Below are 18,391 nucleotides of genomic sequence, written 5' to 3' on the forward strand. Positions count from 1 at the left end.
AGACATGTTCCAAGTTTAAATTTTTTACGTTCTTTACAACTTCAAAATAGAATGTAAAATTTTTAAATTAATCCAACAACATGCAAATACAAACCCAACCTATTGTAAAACCTAAAACTTACTCTCAAGAAGACGCTTTTGAAGCCTCTGTTAAATATTTTAATGGCGACGATTTAGCTGCTCGTGTATGGATAAATAAATACGCCTTAAAAGATTCTGAAGGTAATTTATACGAGTTGACTCCAAACGATATGCACCAACGAATTGCCAAAGAAATTGCAAGAGTTGAATCGCGATATCCAAATCCTTTATCTGAAGAAGCAATATTCGATTTAATTAAAGATTTTAAATACATCGTGCCTCAAGGAAGTCCAATGGCAGGAATTGGTAACCCATACCAAATTGCGTCACTTTCTAACTGTTTTGTTATTGGTAACGAAGGTAATTCCGATTCGTATGGAGGTATTATGAAAATCGACCAAGAACAAGTACAACTTATGAAACGTCGTGGTGGTGTTGGTCACGATTTGTCGCACATTCGTCCTAAAGGGTCTCCTGTAAAAAATTCAGCGTTAACGTCAACAGGTATTGTGCCTTTTATGGAGCGTTATTCTAATTCAACAAGAGAAGTTGCACAAGATGGTCGTCGTGGAGCGCTCATGTTATCGGTTTCTATCAATCATCCAGATTCCGAAGATTTTATAGATGCTAAACTAGAGCAAGGAAAAGTAACAGGCGCTAATGTTTCGGTTAGAATTGACGATGAATTTATGAAGGCTGTAAAAACCAGCTCAACATATACACAGAAATATCCAATTTTTAGTAGCAACCCTAAGTTTTCAAAAACCATTGAAGCTAATAAACTTTGGAAAAAAATTGTTCACAACGCATGGAAATCAGCCGAACCAGGTATTTTATTTTGGGATACCATCATCAACGAATCGGTTCCCGATTGTTATGCAGATTTAGGTTATAAAACGGTTTCAACCAACCCTTGTGGCGAAATACCATTATGTCCTTATGATTCTTGCCGTTTATTGGCGATGAATTTATTTTCTTATGTTGAAAATCCTTTTACTGATAAAGCTGAATTTAATTTCGAATTATTTAAAAAACACATACATGTAGCACAACGCATCATGGATGATATTATCGATCTAGAATTAGAAAAAATAGATGCTATTATTGCTAAAATAGATGCTGACCCAGAATTAGACGAAGTAAAAGCAACCGAAAGGAATTTATGGTTAAACATTAAGACCAAAGCATACGAGGGTCGTAGAACAGGAATAGGCATTACTGCCGAAGGTGATATGTTGGCTGCTTTAGGGATTAAATATGGAAGCAAGAAAGGAAATGCGTTTTCAGTTGAAGTACATAAAACTCTAGGAATTGAAGCGTATAGAGCTTCGGTTTATACAGCAAAAGATAGAGGAGTATTTGAAATTTTTGATGCTGAGCGTGAAAAAAACAATCCATTTATTAAGCGTTTAAAAGAAGCGGACGAGAAGTTGTACTACGAAATGTTGGAACATGGACGTAGAAACATTGCTTTATTGACTATTGCTCCAACAGGAACAACAAGTTTAATGACACAAACTTCTTCTGGAATTGAGCCAGTATTTATGCCAGTTTATAAACGTAGAAGAAAAGTAAATCCTAACGATAAAAATGTTCGTGTGGATTTTGTAGATGAAGTAGGAGACTCTTGGGAAGAGTATGTGGTGTTTCATCACAGATTTAAGCAATGGATGGAAGTAAACGGAATTGATTCTGATAAAAATTATTCTCAAGAAGAACTAGATAAAATAGTTGAAAAGTCACCTTATTACAAAGCAACTTCCAATGATGTGGATTGGATGAGTAAAGTTAGTATGCAAGGTGCTGTACAAAAATGGGTGGACCATTCCATAAGTGTTACTATTAATTTACCCAACGATGCTACTGAAGAATTGGTAGGTAAATTGTATTTAGAAGCTTGGGAAGCAGGTTGTAAAGGTGTAACTGTTTATAGAGACGGCTCACGTTCTGGTGTGTTAATTTCGAATGAAGAAAAGAAAGAGGAGGAACAAGAAACCTTAACAGCGTTTCCAACAAAACGACCTCAAGTGTTAGAGGCAGATGTGGTTCGCTTTCAAAATAACAAAGAAAAATGGATTGCCTTTATTGGTTTAATAGATGGAAAACCTTACGAAGTATTTACAGGTTTGGCTGATGATGAAGATGGTATTTTAATACCACGTTGGGCAAATAATGGGCTTATTATAAAAAATAGAAACGAGGATGGAACGTCTCGATACGATTTTCAGTATCAAAACAAAAGAGGCTATAAAACCACTATTGAAGGATTATCTCACAAATTTAACCCTGAATATTGGAACTATGCTAAGTTAATTTCTAGCACACTTCGCCACGGTATGCCAATTGATAAAATTGTTGATTTAATTAATAGTTTGCAATTGGATAGTGAATCAATAAACACATGGAAAAATGGGGTGGTTAGAGCGATTAAGCGTTATGTGGAAGATGGTACGCAAGCAAAAGGACAAACTTGTGCCAATTGTAGTTCAACCAGTTTAATCTACCAAGAAGGCTGTTTAACTTGTAAGGATTGTGGATCTTCTAAGTGTGGTTAATTATTAGTTTGTTTTAAAGCTTCGGGAAATACATTTGGGTCGAAATCCCAAAGAAGAGGTAATAAATAATACGTAATAAGCGTGATTAATATGACGCTTATTACGTTCATTAATATGCCTGTTCGCATCATATCTGGAATTTTCAAGTATCCTGAGCCAAAAACAATGGCGTTTGGTGGTGTGGCAACAGGTAGCATAAAAGCACAAGACGCAGCTACCGTAATCCCAACCATTAATGTAAATGGATGGACATCTAAAATTAAAGCTATTGGTGCAATAACAGGCAAGAGCATCGCTGTTGTGGCTAGGTTAGATGTGATTTCGGTTAGAAAATTAACCGCTAGTATTAAAACAAACAGTAAGGCAAACAATGGTAGATTCTCAAACTGAGTTACCTGTGATCCAATCCATTCAGCTAATCCACTAGTTTTAAAACCTTCTGCTAACGCTAAACCACCTCCAAAAAGCAATAAAATACCCCAAGGTAATTTTACGGCACTTTCCCAATTAATAATCTTTTTCTCTTTCCTTTTTTTGGTTGGGAGAATAAATAAAATGGTTGCACTTGCCATGGCTATTATTGTGTCATCTATGGCAGGAATTAGCTTTGAAATTAGAAAAGAACGTGTCATCCATAAAAAAGCAGTAATACAAAAAACAATTAACACGGTTTTTTCTTCATAACTAATTTTCCCTAAGTTTTTTAATAGTCTTTTTATTTCAGCTTTTCCACCAGGAAAATCTTTTTGTGTGAAACTAAAAGCAACGGTCGTCATATACTTCCAGCAAATAAACAATAGTATTATAGAAATTGGTAAGCCATAGATTATCCATTTGGAGAAGGTCATTTCAACATTGTATTGCTCTTCTAAAATACCAGCAAAAATTAAATTTGGAGGCGTTCCAATAAGTGTAGCAACACCTCCAATAGATGCACTATAAGCAATGGAAAGCATTAGTGCTTTTCCAAAAATTTCGTTTTCGTCCTCTTTGGTTTTAGGGTTATCTTTAAGTTGTAGTATAATTGCCATTCCAATGGGTAGCATCATTACTGTTGTGGCTGTATTGGAAATCCACATACTTAAAAACGCTGTGGCAATCATAAAGCCTAATATAATTTTACTAACGCTAGTGCCAATTATATTAATTACAGTAAGTGCAATGCGCTTATGCAAATTCCATTTTTCTATAGCAATAGCAAGAATAAATCCGCCTATATAAAGAAACACATATTTATGCCCAAAAGCTGCTGTAGTAGTACTCAATTCCATCGCTCCAGTAATAGGGAATAAGATAATTGGGAGCATTGCTGTTACTGCAATTGGCACTACTTCTAAAATCCACCAAATAGCTACCCAAAGTGTGGTTGCTAACACAGCAACACCTTCTGGAGATAATCCCTCAGGTTTAAAAAAAAGAAGGGTGAAAGTAAATAATAAAGGCCCAAGAACTAGCCCAAACTGTTTTAAGATTTTGCTTCGCATATTTTATAAATGGTAATGCAAAATACAATTTTCTTAATTAAGAATTAAGTTAAGCTACCTTTGCTTAAATATTTATAATCTTCAAGTTCGTTTAGCTTATCAATTTTTTTTGAGCAACCGTTTTTTAATAGATAAATTTCATCAGAGGTTTCAATAATATGCGAGTATAAGTGATCGGTTATAATAATAATTTTTTCTAGTTTCTCAATGCTAATAAGTTGCTTTATTTTCTCAATTTGTAAAGGTGCGATATGGGAAAATGGTTCATCTAATAATACAATTTCACTATTACTTTTTAGAATCAAATAGATTTCGACAATGCGTTGTTCTCCTCCAGATAACCTGCTTATTTTAGTCTTTTTGTATTTTGAAAAAGCTGGAAAATGCAAAATAAAATCCTCCCAGTCCACATGAAATAATTTAAATACTGAAGGAAGTTTTAAATTAGGCAAGAATGTATGCTGAGGTAAATATTTAACCAGCTTTGTTAAATATAATGGTTTCAAAACAGGCTTTTTGTCTATGCGTATCAATTTATATTTTGGTTGAATATTTCCAAAAATTATATTAAGTAGTGACGTTTTTCCACAACCATTACTACCAAGGATGCCAACCACTCTTCCAGTTTCAGCTTTGAGGTAAATACCGCTTAAAATACGTTTGGAGTTAAAGTTTAATTCTACATTATCAATTTCAAGAATCATATAAATTCCTTAATGAGGAGTAGAAAGGTAATAGTTATTAAAATATCGACAAAAAATAAAACCGAAAATAGCTTAAATGTTGATATGCCTAGATTTTTATAAAAAACGAGTTTTCTTTTTGCTGAAGTTTCGTTAACTAAATACCATAAAAATATGGTTAACAGTAGTTTAGTAGCTATTGCGGCAAAAATATTTGGATTAACTATCACAATGAAGATATTAATAAAAAAAGACCATAAAACATACGATCTATAAAAAGCCATTATGGACATTAATTGCTGCATATACACAAATAAACGGTTAATGTATGTAAATATTTTGTATTGCTTGCTAAGATTTTACTTCATTGAAAATTCATAAATTATCGTATTTTTGCGACACAATTCACATAAGCAGATGCTAGAAAAAATTCAAATAGTAAAACAACGTTTTGATGAGGTAAGTGATTTAATTATTCAGCCAGACATAATTACAGACCAAAAGCGTTATATACAATTAAATAAAGAATATAAAGACCTAAAAAAAATTGTTGATAAAGGCGAAATCTATAAATCTTTAACAGATAATATAGCCGAAGCCGAAGAAATCATTGCAGATGGTAGTGATGCCGAAATGGTTGAAATGGCAAAAATGCAATTAGAAGAAGCTAAGGCTGAATTACCGGACTTAGAAGAAGAAATCAGGTTTTTGTTAATACCTAAAGACCCAGATGATGCGAAGAATGTGGTTGTAGAAGTACGCGCAGGAACAGGAGGCGATGAGGCAAGTATTTTTGCAGGAGATTTATATAGAATGTACTCAAAATATTGTAGCGATAAAGGATGGAAGGTAGATGTTGTTAGTTTGAGTGAAGGAACCTCTGGAGGTTATAAAGAAATAATTTTTGAAGTCTCAGGTGAAGATGTTTATGGAACCATGAAGTTTGAAGCTGGTGTACACCGTGTACAACGTGTGCCTCAAACAGAGACTCAAGGTAGGGTTCATACATCTGCAGCGACAGTAATGGTGCTTCCTGAGGCCGAAGAATTTGATGTAGAATTAGATATGAGCGAGGTACGAATTGAGCGTACCACTTCAACTGGTCCTGGAGGACAATCGGTTAATACAACGTATTCGGCAATTAAATTACATCACGAACCAACAGGAATGATTGTAAGTTGCCAAGACCAGAAATCATCACACAAAAACCTTGAGAAAGCTTTAAAAGTTTTACGTTCACGTTTATATGAAATGGAATTGGCAAAGAAACAAGCGGCAGATTCCGAGAAGAGAAAGAGTATGGTGTCATCAGGTGATAGAAGTGCAAAAATTAGAACCTATAATTATCCACAAGGACGAGTTACAGATCATAGAATAGGTTTAACGTTGTATGATTTGTCTAATATCATTAATGGTGACATTCAAAAAATAATAGACGAATTAATGTTAGCTGAAAACACTGAGATGTTGAAGGCTAGTGATGACGTGATATAAAATCCAAGTCTCTTTTTGAGGCTTTTTTTTATGAAGAAAAAAACCTTTAGAATTATATTAATTGGAATATTGGTCCTATTCGGGGTTTTAAGATTTTTTGGAGCTTTAAGATTTTTTAATGTACCAAGTACTTCAAATGAGCCTAATTTAAGTTTAAATTCTCGTTTCATTGGTTCAAATCTTGTAAAGCCTAAAGCACTAGACTTTACATATTTTAAGTTTTCTGATAGTTTGCATGGTAGTGCATACATAAAAAGATTGATAGCATTACCTGGAGATAAACTTGAGTGTAGAAATGGAAGCTTTTTTGTAAATGATCAAAATATAGATGATAGTTTGAATCTTAGATATAGTTATAAAATCAGTAAAGAATTCTATGACGACTATATTAAGGAGTCTTTTGAAAAAGATGAGTCATTTTTGGCTTACCCTATTTCGAATGATTCAATTTTAACTTTTTTAGATGATAGTTTTGTTAGTGAGCTTCCGGTGAAAATTGAGCGATTCAATGAGGTTGAGAGTGAGGGAGTTTCAACAGATATTTCATCAAAAACTTCAAACTGGAACATTAATAATTTTGGACCAATAGTAATGCCAAAAAATAAATACTTCTTCTTAGGTGATAATCGAGATAATTCCTTGGATTCAAGATATAGAGGATTTGTAGAAGAAGAAAATATTTTAGGAACTCTTATATTTAAGTTTTAATGACAACACAACAACTAGTAAGTCAAATCAAAAAAAAGAAATCCTTTCTATGCATAGGGTTAGATGTCGATTTAAATAAAATCCCTCAGCATTTATTAAAAGAAGACGACCCAATTTTCGCATTTAATAAAGCGATTATTGATGCTACTCATCACTTATGTGTGGCTTATAAACCTAATACAGCGTTTTATGAAGCTTATAGTATAAAAGGATGGCAGGCACTAGAAAAAACTATAAACTATCTTAACAAGAAACATCCTGAGATTTTCACTATTGCTGATGCTAAACGCGGTGATATTGGTAACACAAGCACTATGTATGCCAAAGCGTTTTTTGAGGATTTAGGGTTTGATAGTGTAACTGTAGCGCCTTATATGGGAAAGGATTCAGTAGAACCATTTTTAGCATTTGAGGATAAGCATACTATTTTGTTAGCATTAACATCTAATCAAGGTGCTTTCGATTTTCAGACAAAAACTGTAGATGGAATAGAATTATACAAACAAGTTTTAGAAACTTCTAAGTCTTGGCAAAATTCTGAGAGTTTAATGTACGTAGTTGGTGCTACAAAAGCTGAGTTCTTAGCTGATATTAGAAACATTATTCCAGATAGTTTTTTATTAGTCCCTGGAGTTGGAGCTCAAGGAGGAAACCTACAAGAGGTTTGTAAATATGGAATGAACAATAATATTGGATTATTAATTAATTCATCCAGAGGAATTATTTATGCTTCAAATCAAGAAGATTTTGCGCAAGCTGCAGCTGCAAAAGCAAAAGTGCTTCAGTTAGAAATGGAGTCAGAATTGAACTCGTTAAACTAATTAGGTTTTAGTTTATAAACTGGCATTCCAATCTTTTGTTTTGTCTAGTTTGCTCACATCTTCAACAAAATTTGCAATTCTACTTTCAAGTTCCTTCAAACTTAAAATTTTGTTGAGGTTAGGTTTAATTTTTCCAACTTTACAGAAATGTGTACTCATAGTTTTTTATTTAAATTACGAGAATCTCTATTATTTGGATGTTTCTAAAAAGTTAAAGAATTGATAAATAATCAAATAGAAGCTTGTTGTTGTTCTCTTGATAAAAATTTAAGCTTATTAAGCTCGTCCAAAAGTTTTATAGCTCGAAACTCCGAAATGTCACTTAAGGCATGATCCGTTTGTCTTAGATTATAGGCTTCCTCAATAAGCTGTTTGTACTTATTGTTTAATCTAATTTGGTCTTCAATAAAGGTTGAAACCTTGGTCATGATTAATTCATATAACAAAGTATTAATATATTTAAAATATTGCATAACAGCAACTTAAATCTTAAATTGTTAATAAAAAATATACTCGTTGAATTTATTGTGTTAATTATTTCATTGAAGAGATTCTATTAGAGGTACTATTTAATGTTATGTTAATATTAGATTTAGATTAATTATGATTTAATATCTTTAAAAGGCAATCAAAAAAACCTAATCAAATGAAACCCTTGTTCACATTATTAGTTATCTGTTTCATGACAATAACTGTAAACTCTCAAACTAATAATAATACTTGTAATTGCTGTACAGAAAAACATGCCGAATTTGACTTTTGGGTTGGTAGTTGGACAGTAACAAATCCAAATGGAAGTGCAGCTGGAACTAATGTTATTGAAAAAGTTCAAGACAATTGTGTGTTACGTGAAAATTGGACTAGCGCAACTCCAGGTTTTACTGGGACAAGTAATAATTTTTACAATGCTGCAAAAAAGCAATGGGAGCAAATTTGGATTGATAACCAAGGCGGAAGTTTACACCTAAAAGGAAACAGAGTAGGTAACCAAATGATTTTACAAACGGATGTTGCCAAAAACCAAAAGGGAGAACCCTTTTACCATCGTGTAACTTGGACTAAAAATGACGATGGCACTGTACGACAGTACTGGGAAACTATTACCAATGACAAAGATATTACTGTGGCTTTTGATGGTTTGTATAAAAGAGTTAAATGATAAATCTATGTCAAGAAATTGCAATTAATTATTTTCAAATAAGTTTTTATTTTCAGCCAATCCAGATTTGTAATTGTTGATTGGGAATATGCCTTTCAAACAGTCTTGCAATTCTTAAATTTGAAGGTCTAACCTTTAAGCTCTCTTGATTTTTAAATTCAATAAAATAATTTCCATGTTCTGTAATGTCCAAAACCATTATTTTTTTAGCTCTTTTCCCAAATTCAAAAGATTGAACTCGCCAATTTGTTATTTTTGGATTAACTATTTTTTGGTTTTCTTTGTTTGTCAAAACGAATGTAAAATTACCAATCGAAACATCCCAACCACCGAGAACTTTTACACTATAAATTCCAATGGGTAATTCTATAACTTTACCAGAATCGTAAATACTAATTGGAAATCTAATTTCTAAATATCTTAAATCAGTTTTTATTATTTCAATATTCTTTGGTACTTTATTTCTTTGTAAAAACCCTGAAATTTTATTGTCAGGTGTCAACTGATTATAGCTGCTTTTAATATATGGTCTTGCTCCATCTGTTGGCTCGAATTCAGTTCGTAAATATTCAATTTCTTCATTGTCTAATTCACGCACTGTTCCATCATTCTCAACATAAACATATTCAAATTCTTCTTTTTCTGTTTTCAATTGAATAGGATTAATCTAACTAGGTTTTCTTAAACGTTGTTAAACCAAGATAAAGATTCGTTTTTAATCCTGCAACGCAAACACACGTCTCAACAAATCAGTAGTTCTTGAAGAAACCTTGTTTCTGATTTCTTTTTCTTCAACTGAAATCATGGTGTAAACGCCTTTTAAGGCTTCACCAGTAACATAATCAGTTAAATCAGGATTCACGTTATTAGTAAACGGAATGGAGTTGTATTTGTTAATTAAATTCTCCCAAATTTGGTCAGCACCAACTTTACTAAACGAGTTTTTAATCACAGGATTAAATTTATCGTATAAAGCGGTTTCTGTTTTGTTTGTTAAGTATAGTGTAGCTGCATTATCTGCACCAAGTAATATGTTTTTAGCATCTGCAAACGTAATCTCTTTAACAGCGTTTACAAAAATAGGCGTTGCTTCCTTTACAGCATCTTCTGCAGCTCTATTGAGTATTTTCAGACCTTCGTCTGCTAGGTTGCTTAAACCAATATCACGCAATGCTTTATCAACTTTTTGTAATTCTTCTGGAAGTAAAATCTTTACTAATTCATTTTTAAAAAAGCCATCTTCAGCAGTTAGTTTACTTACTTGTTTGTCAATTCCAAAGTCAAGAGCTTGACGCAAACCAGAAGCAATTTCGGCATTCCCCAAACCTCCTTGAGGCATTTGGTTGACGACTTGTTGTAACTCAGCACAAGCAGTTACATTTAAAATTAAGATTAGGGCAATTATTCGTTTCAACATAGTTTAAGGTTTTCTATCTTTAACAAAGATAAATTTTACAGATGAGAACTATTCAAATTTTATGCCTAATATGTTTTTTGGGATTATTCAATTGTAATTCTAAGAATGAAACTAAAGTGATTACTGAGACAGCCATTGAAACTAAAAAACCTAAGCAGTATATTACTGTACTTGGTATAGCACAAGATGCAGGCTATCCTCATATTAATTGTGACAACGATTGTTGCAAATCCTTTTACGATGGAGAAGAACCTAAAAAGCTAGTATCGTGTTTAGGATTGGTCGATTTAGTTGATAAAAAGAAATACATCTTTGATGCAACACCTGATTTTACGCAGCAAACACAAATTCTTAAAACTGACCACATAGATAATGGAAATATCATAGATGGCGTCTTTTTAACACATGCACATATAGGTCACTACACAGGGTTAATGTATTTAGGTTTTGAAGCCTTAGGAGCAAATAAAGTGCCAGTATATGCTATGCCAAGAATGAAACAATATTTAGAGACTAGTGGTCCTTGGAGTCAGTTACTAGCTTTTAAAAATATTGATATAAAACCTATTCAGCATGATTCAGTGGTATCATTAAATAATAATTTAAAAGTAACACCATTTTTAGTGCCACATCGTGATGAATATTCTGAAACGGTTGGCTATATCATTGAAGGACAACACAAAAAAGCATTGTTTATTCCAGACATTGACAAATGGGAAAAATGGGAACGTAACATTATCGAAGAAGTCAAAAAAGTAGATTACGCTTTTGTAGATGCGTCTTTTTTTAGAGATGGAGAGTTAGACAGGGATATGAGTAAAATTCCGCATCCTTTTACCACTCAAACGACAACCTTGTTCGAAAATGAAGATTTAGAAACGAAAAACAAAATCCATTTCATTCACTTTAATCATTCAAATCCAACAATAAAAGACTCACATCGATTAAAAGATAGTATTATAAATCTTGGATTCAAATTTGCGAAACGAGGTGATATCTATGATTTATAGAAACTTATATTATTCATAATAAAGGCGATAAATTTTTCAATATTCCGTAAATTTGCAACGTTAAAAACTCACATCATTACGAATGCAACAAGTAACACCATACAAACCAAAACATAAAGTACGAATAGTAACTGCAGCATCACTATTTGATGGTCATGATGCGTCCATAAATATCATGCGAAGAATCATTCAAGCGACAGGAGTTGAAGTGATTCATTTAGGACATGATAGAAGTGTGGAGGAAGTGGTTAACACAGCTATTCAAGAAGATGCAAATGCCATTGCATTGACTTCCTATCAAGGAGGACACAATGAGTATTTCAAGTATATGTATGATTTGCTAAAGGAAAAAGGAGCAGAGCACATCAAGATTTTTGGTGGAGGTGGAGGCGTGATACTACCTTCAGAAATTAAGGACTTGATGGATTATGGTATTACACGTATTTATTCTCCAGATGATGGTAGAGAACTTGGACTTCAAGGCATGATTAACGATTTGGTTCAGCAATCTGATTTTGCTATTGGAGATGTTTTGAATGGAGAAGTAGATATTCTTGAAGAGAAAAACCCAAAAGCTATTGCAAGAGTTATTTCTTCGGCTGAAAATTTCCCTGAAGTTGCGAAAGATTCCTTAGATAAAATTCACAATAAGAATAAAAATTCTAAAACTCCAGTATTAGGGATAACAGGAACTGGAGGTGCTGGAAAATCATCGTTAGTTGATGAATTAGTACGTCGTTTTTTAATTGATTTTCCTGAGAAAACAGTAGGATTAATTTCAGTTGACCCTTCCAAACGTAAAACAGGAGGCGCACTTTTAGGAGATAGAATTCGTATGAATTCTATTAATTCTCCTAGAGTATATATGCGAAGTTTAGCTACACGTCAATCTAATTTAGCATTATCAAAACACGTTAATGAAGCAGTTGAAGTTTTAAAAGCTGCTGAATACGATTTGATTATTTTGGAGACTTCAGGAATCGGACAATCGGATACCGAAATTATTGAACATTCTGACGTGTCGTTGTATGTTATGACACCTGAATTTGGTGCAGCAACACAGCTTGAGAAAATCGATATGCTTGATTTCGCAGATTTAGTAGCAATTAACAAGTTTGATAAACGAGGCTCTTTAGATGCTTTACGTGATGTGAAAAAACAATATATGCGTAACAATAATCTTTGGGATGTGCACCAAGATGATTTACCAGTTTTTGGCACTATTGCTTCACAGTTCAACGATCCAGGAATGAATACGCTTTACAAAGCGGTTATGGATAAATTGGTTGAAAAAACTGATGCTGATTTGAAATCGACGTTTGAGATTTCTGATGAAATGAGCGAAAAGATTTTTGTCATTCCACCAAATAGAACACGTTATTTATCAGAAATAGCAGAGAATAATCGTGCTTATGATAGCAAAGCTACGGAGCAAGTTGAAGTGGCTCAAAAACTCTATGGAATTTATAAAACTATTGAATCCGTAACTGGTGTCAAACTAGAATTAGATAAATCAGGAATAGATAGTAAATCTGTCAGTTCGAGCGCAGTCGAGAACAAAGATTTTGTTAGAATGCTTATTGGAGAATTCGACCGAGTAAAACTAAATTTAGACCCTTATAATTGGGAAGTGATAACTGGTTGGGACGATAAAGTAAATAAATACAAAAACCCTATTTACTCATTTAAAGTAAGAGATAAAGAAATAAAAATTGAAACTCATACAGAGTCTTTATCACATACTCAAATTCCTAAAGTGGCATTACCAAAGTATCAAGCTTGGGGAGATATTTTAAAATGGTGTTTACAAGAAAATGTACCAGGAGAATTTCCTTATGCATCAGGATTGTACCCTTTTAAAAGAACTGGTGAAGACCCAGCTCGTATGTTTGCTGGTGAAGGTGGTCCAGAGCGTACCAACAGACGTTTCCATTACGTGAGCGCAGGTTTACCAGCAAAGCGTTTATCTACTGCTTTTGATAGTGTAACACTTTATGGAAACGACCCAGATTTACGTCCTGATATTTATGGGAAAATTGGAAATGCGGGAGTATCTATCTGCTGTTTGGACGATGCAAAGAAATTGTATTCTGGTTTCGATTTAGCTAATGTGATGACATCCGTGAGTATGACCATTAATGGCCCAGCGCCAATGTTGTTAGGCTTTTTTATGAATGCTGCTATTGACCAACAATGCGAAATCTACATTAAAGATAATGGACTTGAAAAAGAGGTTGAAGCCAAAATAGCTAAGATTTATAAAGGGAAAGAACGTCCGAAATACAATGGCGATTTACCAGAAGGAAACAACGGATTAGGTTTGATGTTGTTAGGCGTCACTGGTGACCAAGTGTTACCAGAAGAGGTGTATCAAGATATTAAAGTAAAAACGATTGCTCAAGTTCGTGGAACCGTTCAAGCAGATATTTTAAAAGAAGACCAAGCACAAAATACTTGTATTTTCTCTACGGAGTTTGCATTGCGATTAATGGGAGACGTACAAGAATATTTTATCGAGAATAATGTGCGTAACTTTTATTCAGTATCTATTTCAGGCTATCATATTGCTGAAGCAGGAGCGAACCCAATTACGCAATTGGCTCTAACATTATCTAACGGATTTACTTATGTTGAGTATTATCTGTCAAGAGGAATGGATATCAATAAATTTGGTCCAAACCTGTCATTCTTCTTTTCAAATGGTATTGACCCTGAATATGCGGTTATTGGTCGTGTAGCGCGAAAAATTTGGGCTAAAGCGATGAAGCATAAATATGGAGCAAATGCGAGAGCGCAAATGCTTAAGTATCATATTCAAACGTCTGGACGTAGCTTGCATGCTCAGGAAATTGACTTTAACGATATTCGTACAACGCTTCAAGCTTTGTATGCTATTTATGATAATTGTAACTCATTACACACCAATGCTTACGATGAAGCTATTACCACACCGACTGAAGAAAGTGTTCGTCGTGCCATGGCAATTCAATTAATCATTAATAAAGAATTGGGATTAGCCAAAAATGAAAACCCAATTCAAGGGTCATTTATTATTGAAGAATTAACCGATTTAGTGGAGGAGGCAGTATTAATGGAGTTTGATAGAATAACTGAAAGAGGAGGTGTTCTTGGAGCTATGGAGACTATGTATCAACGTAGTAAAATACAAGAAGAAAGTTTGTACTATGAGACTTTAAAACATAATGGAGAGTTCTCAATTATTGGAGTAAATACGTTTTTAAGCTCTAAAGGTTCTCCAACGGTTTTACCAGCAGAAGTTATAAGAGCTACAGAAAAAGAGAAGCAGTTCCAAATTAAAACGCTTGAAAATTTACATAAAGCAAACGACACAACTTCATTGTTGAAAGAATTACAACATAAGGCCATTAATAACGAAAATATTTTTGAGTCTTTAATGGAGGTTTGTAAAGTGTGTTCTCTGGGGCAAATTACTAATGCTTTGTTTGAAGTAGGAGGACAGTATCGTAGAAATATGTAAGCAGAGAATCACTTTTTGTCTTTTCGAAAAGTGTATGAATCACTTATGCTGAGTGAAGTCGAAGCATCTCAGTGAATCTCTTATTCCGAATTTGCTTTGGAATCTCATTAAAAAAGTAACTATAAAATGCATCTTTTTTATTAAAACGTCGTCTTATAGGTGTAATATAAAAACGATAGTCATGAAATGAGCCAAACTATCTTCTAGTGATAACTGAAATGTTTATTGGCGAATTACATATGACCGATTGAAAACAATAAATTTAACTTATGAAAAATAACGAATGTACTTGTACTTGCGATAGCTGCACTAACGGACAATGTAAAAACTGCACGTGCGAATCTTGTAACTGTAGTGGATGTAATTGTTAAATCTTAATTTTATAAGAGCGTTGGTAGTTTTATCAGCGCTCATTTTAACTTATGAATACGAATCAAGTTTGGGAAACATATCATCAAGATATTAAACTATTTCTTTTATCAAAGATAAAAAATGAAGAAGTAGTTAATGATGTTTTGCAGGATACTTTTATTAAAATCCATACAAAACTAGATTCTATCAAAGATGATAAAAAACTTAAATCATGGGTTTTTACTATCGCTAGAAATACCATGTTGGACTACTTTAGAACTAATAAATTAAGCACTGAACTGAAAGAATATAATATTCAAATAGAGGAAGGGCTTCAAAAGCATGATGAAACAGATTGTTTGTATGGCATCATAAAACGACTTCCTAAAAAGTATCGTGACCCTTTATTTCTAGCAGATATTAAAGGCAAGAAGCAAGCTGAGGTAGCCAGTCAATTAAAATTACCAATACCTACGGCTAAATCTAGAATTCAACGCGCTAGAAAATTAGTAGCGCAAGGATATATGGAATGCTGCGATTTTAAAATGAATAAAAAAGGACATTTAGTTGGTGAAGTAAAAGATAAAGAAGATTGCAAAGTCTGCAGTTAATTAAAGCGTCAACATCCAATTGCGTTGAAGCTTCCTGAACATTTTCAATTCTCTTCTTAGTATAGGTAGAAAATCTTTTCCGTTACTATTACACTTTTCTAAGCGCTTACAGTTTTTATAGAGCATTTTGGTTAAACGCTCAACGCTTTCGGCGTGTTTTTGTTTTCTATCTCTGTAATGTTCAATTTCAGCTTTAATTATTTCAGGACCTAATAATTCTGATTGCTGAACGATATCACCAGAAAAATACACATTTTCGTCTTCTGTGCCATCAGTTTTTAAATTAGATAAGTCATAATTTAAATAATGGGATATTTTTCGTGTTAACGAAAAGATTTCCAATGCCTTAGTGTAAATAGGCGAATTGTATAGGTGCGATGGTGTAGTATACATTATTTTCTAGCAATTACTCAAAATTACTTCGAAAACTAAATATGTTGTATTTAAAAATTAAGTTAAAATATCGATTTTAATTTAAATATTAATATATTTATTTTTTAAACTTTAAAATATGAAGCTAGATTCACTTAATTGGAACATATTAAAGTGTTTACAGGAAAATTCACGACAATCTAATACTGCTATTGCTAAAAAAGTAGGTATATCGTCACCTGCAGTTGCTGAGCGTATTAGAAAAATGGAAGATGGAGGCGTAATTAATGGTTATTATGCCAAACTATCATATAAAGAAACTGGACACCAACTAAAGGCAATCATCACTTTAAGAGCGTTTATGGGACGCTTAAAACCATTTTTAGAAAAAGTAAAATCCTTTGAAGAAGTGGTGAATTGTTTTCGTATAACTGGTAATGAAAACATTGTTCTAGAAGTTGTGTTGAGAAACCAACAACATCTAGAACAATTTATAGACCAACTTATAACCTATGGTGAAACTAAAACACAAATTGTTTTATCTGATGTGATTGAAAATAATCCTATAAAACGACCAATTTAATTTTTAATCCCAGGTTGTTTTAATGTCCAATTCGTTTTTGCTTTTTCAGCATCTACTATAGCTTTTACATCTGCTAATAGTCTTTTTGCATCGTAAATAATACCGTCTTTAATGGTGTATTTTACGCCGCCAACTCTAACAACTTCATTATCTTCGGTAAGTTTTATTGCTCCAGTACCGTAAAGGACTTTTAAGTTTACTAACGGATTTTCTTCTACAATTACAAAATCGGCAAGCTTACCAATTTGAACAGAGCCAATCTTATCATCCCAACCTAAAGCTTCAGCACCATTTAATGTTGCTGCTCTAATAACTTCTAAAGGATGAAAACCTGCTTCGCGCAATAGTTCTAATTCACGAGGATATGCGAAACCATACAACTGATAGATAAAGCCAGAGTCTGTACCAACAGTGACACGTCCACCTCTGTTTTTATATTCATTTATAAACGTCATCCATAATTGGTAGTTCTTTTTCCATGCAACTTCTTGCTCTGTTCCCCAATAATGCCAATAGCTTCCGTGACTTATTTTGCTAGGTTCGTAAAATTTCCAAAGAGAAGGTAAAGTGTAAGTTTCATGCCATTCTGCACGACGAGCACGTTGTAAATCTCTACTTGCTTCATAAATATTAAATGTTGGGTCGAGTGTAAAGTCCAACTCTAACAATTCGTTCATGACATTATTCCAGTGTTCAGAATAAGGTTCAGCCGCTTGTTGCCACAATTTACCAGCTTCTTCAAAACGGTGTTGTTCGTTTTGGTAATTATAATCTAAAGGATAGTTTTGAACTGTTCTGTCATTAAACAACGCTTCAGGTAAACCATACCAATGTTCCATAGAGGTCATTCCTGCTCTAGCTGAATGAAGTACATTCCATCTTGCTACACTTAACTGTGCATGATGCGCAGTTGAACGAAGACCTAATTTTTTATTCTCATCTAAAGCTGCAGTCATAATATCTGGTTCGGCTCCAAAAAACTTGATACCATCAGCACCATTTTTTGCATTTTGACGCACCCATTCTCTAGCCATTTCAGGTGTACTTATAGGTTTTTTACTACCTGAGCCGAAGCCTGTATATTCAAAAATCCTAGGTGCTACAATTTCGTTGGCAGCACTTTGACGTTTCAATTCAATAGCATTTCGTCCGCTAGGTTGTCTTACGGTCGTAATACCATGAGCCATCCAAAGTTTAAAAACGTATTCAGGATTAGCTCCTTGAGCACCACCACCAATATGACCATGCATATCAACAAACCCAGGCAACAAATACATGCCATTAGCATCTAGTTCTTTACCGCCAGCTTTTAACTTAGGTCGTCTTGTCTCATCTATTGGAACACCGTCGTAACCAACAATTTGCATGTTGACAATTTTATTATTCTCCACTATAATATCCATTGGACCTCTAGGAGGTGAACCATCGCCATTAATGAGCGTTACACCACGAATTATTAGTTGCGAATGTGGTCCGTCACCAAGATATTTATCTTGAGCGAATCCGTTTAAAACAAATAGTAGCGAGAATAAGATGGTTAGTTTTTTCATTATATAAGTTTAT

17 protein-coding genes are annotated in these 18,391 nt (G+C 33.5%); 9 read left to right on the forward strand and 8 right to left on the reverse strand.

Annotation, left to right across the window (positions count from 1 at the left end):
• Window positions 1-80: 80 nt before the first annotated feature.
• Complete coding sequence (locus HB672_RS06315) at window positions 81-2,636, forward strand: adenosylcobalamin-dependent ribonucleoside-diphosphate reductase (protein ID WP_167609463.1); 2,556 nt, start codon at window positions 81-83, stop codon at window positions 2,634-2,636.
• On the opposite strand, the gene HB672_RS06320 is transcribed toward HB672_RS06315, so the two are convergent.
• Window positions 2,633-4,120: a DASS family sodium-coupled anion symporter gene (locus HB672_RS06320; protein WP_167609466.1), complete on the reverse strand. Its 1,488-nt coding sequence runs from the start codon at window positions 4,118-4,120 to the stop codon at window positions 2,633-2,635. The genes HB672_RS06315 and HB672_RS06320 overlap by 4 nt on opposite strands.
• 44 nt (window positions 4,121-4,164) lie before the next feature.
• The gene (locus tag HB672_RS06325) at window positions 4,165-4,824 is read right to left on the reverse strand and encodes an ATP-binding cassette domain-containing protein (RefSeq protein WP_167609468.1); all 660 of its coding nucleotides are present in this window, start codon (window positions 4,822-4,824) and stop codon (window positions 4,165-4,167) included.
• A gap of 396 nt (window positions 4,825-5,220) precedes the next feature.
• On the opposite strand from HB672_RS06325, the gene prfA reads away from it, so the two are divergent.
• From prfA to pyrF, 3 genes are read left to right on the forward strand one after another with little or no spacing between them, the layout of a single operon-like run.
• Window positions 5,221-6,297, forward strand: coding sequence for a peptide chain release factor 1 (gene prfA / locus HB672_RS06330; protein ID WP_167609471.1), 1,077 nt, complete (start codon window positions 5,221-5,223; stop codon window positions 6,295-6,297).
• A 30-nt stretch (window positions 6,298-6,327) separates the two neighbouring features.
• On the forward strand, window positions 6,328-7,005 hold the full coding sequence (gene lepB / locus HB672_RS06335; RefSeq protein WP_167609474.1) for a signal peptidase I: 678 nt from the start codon (window positions 6,328-6,330) through the stop codon (window positions 7,003-7,005).
• Window positions 7,005-7,826: an orotidine-5'-phosphate decarboxylase gene (pyrF, locus tag HB672_RS06340; protein WP_167609477.1), complete on the forward strand. Its 822-nt coding sequence runs from the start codon at window positions 7,005-7,007 to the stop codon at window positions 7,824-7,826. Before lepB ends, pyrF begins: the two co-directional genes overlap by 1 nt.
• Before the next feature lie 12 nt (window positions 7,827-7,838).
• Here the strand turns inward: pyrF and HB672_RS06345 are convergent, their stop codons facing one another.
• Both HB672_RS06345 and HB672_RS06350 read right to left on the reverse strand, forming a co-directional pair.
• Window positions 7,839-7,985, reverse strand: a complete 147-nt coding sequence (locus HB672_RS06345; protein WP_167609480.1) for a hypothetical protein — start codon at window positions 7,983-7,985, stop codon at window positions 7,839-7,841.
• Window positions 7,986-8,056: 71 nt separating this feature from the next.
• Entirely contained in the window at window positions 8,057-8,254 is a 198-nt protein-coding gene (locus HB672_RS06350) for a Lacal_2735 family protein (RefSeq protein WP_167609483.1), read from the reverse strand.
• A gap of 254 nt (window positions 8,255-8,508) precedes the next feature.
• Between HB672_RS06350 and HB672_RS06355 the strand changes: the two genes are divergently transcribed.
• Window positions 8,509-8,985, forward strand: a complete 477-nt coding sequence (locus HB672_RS06355; protein WP_244306578.1) for a hypothetical protein — start codon at window positions 8,509-8,511, stop codon at window positions 8,983-8,985.
• A 52-nt stretch (window positions 8,986-9,037) separates the two neighbouring features.
• On the opposite strand, the gene HB672_RS06360 is transcribed toward HB672_RS06355, so the two are convergent.
• The gene (locus tag HB672_RS06360) at window positions 9,038-9,637 is read right to left on the reverse strand and encodes a hypothetical protein (RefSeq protein WP_167609489.1); all 600 of its coding nucleotides are present in this window, start codon (window positions 9,635-9,637) and stop codon (window positions 9,038-9,040) included.
• Window positions 9,638-9,700: 63 nt separating this feature from the next.
• Window positions 9,701-10,402 carry a DUF4197 domain-containing protein gene (locus HB672_RS06365; protein WP_167609492.1) on the reverse strand — a complete coding sequence of 234 codons (702 nt, stop codon included), beginning with the start codon at window positions 10,400-10,402 and terminating at the stop codon, window positions 9,701-9,703.
• Window positions 10,403-10,443: 41 nt separating this feature from the next.
• Here HB672_RS06365 and HB672_RS06370 point away from each other — a divergent pair, with 41 nt between their 5' ends.
• The 3 genes from HB672_RS06370 to HB672_RS06380 all read left to right on the forward strand — a co-directional run bounded on the left by HB672_RS06370 (window position 10,444) and on the right by HB672_RS06380 (window position 15,873).
• Window positions 10,444-11,412, forward strand: coding sequence for an MBL fold metallo-hydrolase (locus HB672_RS06370; RefSeq protein WP_167609495.1), 969 nt, complete (start codon window positions 10,444-10,446; stop codon window positions 11,410-11,412).
• Window positions 11,413-11,494: 82 nt separating this feature from the next.
• Window positions 11,495-14,911, forward strand: a complete 3,417-nt coding sequence (locus HB672_RS06375) for a methylmalonyl-CoA mutase family protein (RefSeq protein WP_167609498.1) — start codon at window positions 11,495-11,497, stop codon at window positions 14,909-14,911.
• A gap of 422 nt (window positions 14,912-15,333) precedes the next feature.
• Complete coding sequence (locus HB672_RS06380) at window positions 15,334-15,873, forward strand: sigma-70 family RNA polymerase sigma factor (protein ID WP_167609501.1); 540 nt, start codon at window positions 15,334-15,336, stop codon at window positions 15,871-15,873.
• Here HB672_RS06380 and HB672_RS06385 read toward each other — a convergent pair whose 3' ends face one another.
• Window positions 15,874-16,266 carry a hypothetical protein gene (locus HB672_RS06385; RefSeq protein WP_167609504.1) on the reverse strand — a complete coding sequence of 131 codons (393 nt, stop codon included), beginning with the start codon at window positions 16,264-16,266 and terminating at the stop codon, window positions 15,874-15,876.
• Window positions 16,267-16,384: 118 nt separating this feature from the next.
• Between HB672_RS06385 and HB672_RS06390 the strand changes: the two genes are divergently transcribed.
• Window positions 16,385-16,828, forward strand: a complete 444-nt coding sequence (locus tag HB672_RS06390; protein ID WP_167609507.1) for an Lrp/AsnC family transcriptional regulator — start codon at window positions 16,385-16,387, stop codon at window positions 16,826-16,828.
• On the opposite strand, the gene HB672_RS06395 is transcribed toward HB672_RS06390, so the two are convergent.
• The gene (locus tag HB672_RS06395) at window positions 16,825-18,378 is read right to left on the reverse strand and encodes an amidohydrolase family protein (protein WP_167609512.1); all 1,554 of its coding nucleotides are present in this window, start codon (window positions 18,376-18,378) and stop codon (window positions 16,825-16,827) included. The genes HB672_RS06390 and HB672_RS06395 overlap by 4 nt on opposite strands.
• Window positions 18,379-18,391: the final 13 nt, after the last annotated feature.

Source organism: Gaetbulibacter sp. S0825 (assembly GCF_011777505.1).
Lineage (GTDB): Bacteria > Bacteroidota > Bacteroidia > Flavobacteriales > Flavobacteriaceae > Pontimicrobium.

Bases quoted from the DNA above. Each gene is read 5' to 3' on its own strand.
- HB672_RS06315 (WP_167609463.1), top strand. From the start codon at position 81: ATGCAAATACAAACCCAACCTATTGTAAAACCTAAAACTTACTCTCAA.
- HB672_RS06320 (WP_167609466.1), bottom strand. From the start codon at position 4,120: ATGCGAAGCAAAATCTTAAAACAGTTTGGGCTAGTTCTTGGGCCTTTA.
- HB672_RS06325 (WP_167609468.1), bottom strand. From the start codon at position 4,824: ATGATTCTTGAAATTGATAATGTAGAATTAAACTTTAACTCCAAACGT.
- prfA (WP_167609471.1), top strand. From the start codon at position 5,221: ATGCTAGAAAAAATTCAAATAGTAAAACAACGTTTTGATGAGGTAAGT.
- lepB (WP_167609474.1), top strand. From the start codon at position 6,328: ATGAAGAAAAAAACCTTTAGAATTATATTAATTGGAATATTGGTCCTA.
- pyrF (WP_167609477.1), top strand. From the start codon at position 7,005: ATGACAACACAACAACTAGTAAGTCAAATCAAAAAAAAGAAATCCTTT.
- HB672_RS06345 (WP_167609480.1), bottom strand. From the start codon at position 7,985: ATGAGTACACATTTCTGTAAAGTTGGAAAAATTAAACCTAACCTCAAC.
- HB672_RS06350 (WP_167609483.1), bottom strand. From the start codon at position 8,254: ATGACCAAGGTTTCAACCTTTATTGAAGACCAAATTAGATTAAACAAT.
- HB672_RS06355 (WP_244306578.1), top strand. From the start codon at position 8,509: ATGACAATAACTGTAAACTCTCAAACTAATAATAATACTTGTAATTGC.
- HB672_RS06365 (WP_167609492.1), bottom strand. From the start codon at position 10,402: ATGTTGAAACGAATAATTGCCCTAATCTTAATTTTAAATGTAACTGCT.
- HB672_RS06370 (WP_167609495.1), top strand. From the start codon at position 10,444: ATGAGAACTATTCAAATTTTATGCCTAATATGTTTTTTGGGATTATTC.
- HB672_RS06375 (WP_167609498.1), top strand. From the start codon at position 11,495: ATGCAACAAGTAACACCATACAAACCAAAACATAAAGTACGAATAGTA.
- HB672_RS06380 (WP_167609501.1), top strand. From the start codon at position 15,334: ATGAATACGAATCAAGTTTGGGAAACATATCATCAAGATATTAAACTA.
- HB672_RS06385 (WP_167609504.1), bottom strand. From the start codon at position 16,266: ATGTATACTACACCATCGCACCTATACAATTCGCCTATTTACACTAAG.
- HB672_RS06390 (WP_167609507.1), top strand. From the start codon at position 16,385: ATGAAGCTAGATTCACTTAATTGGAACATATTAAAGTGTTTACAGGAA.
- HB672_RS06395 (WP_167609512.1), bottom strand. From the start codon at position 18,378: ATGAAAAAACTAACCATCTTATTCTCGCTACTATTTGTTTTAAACGGA.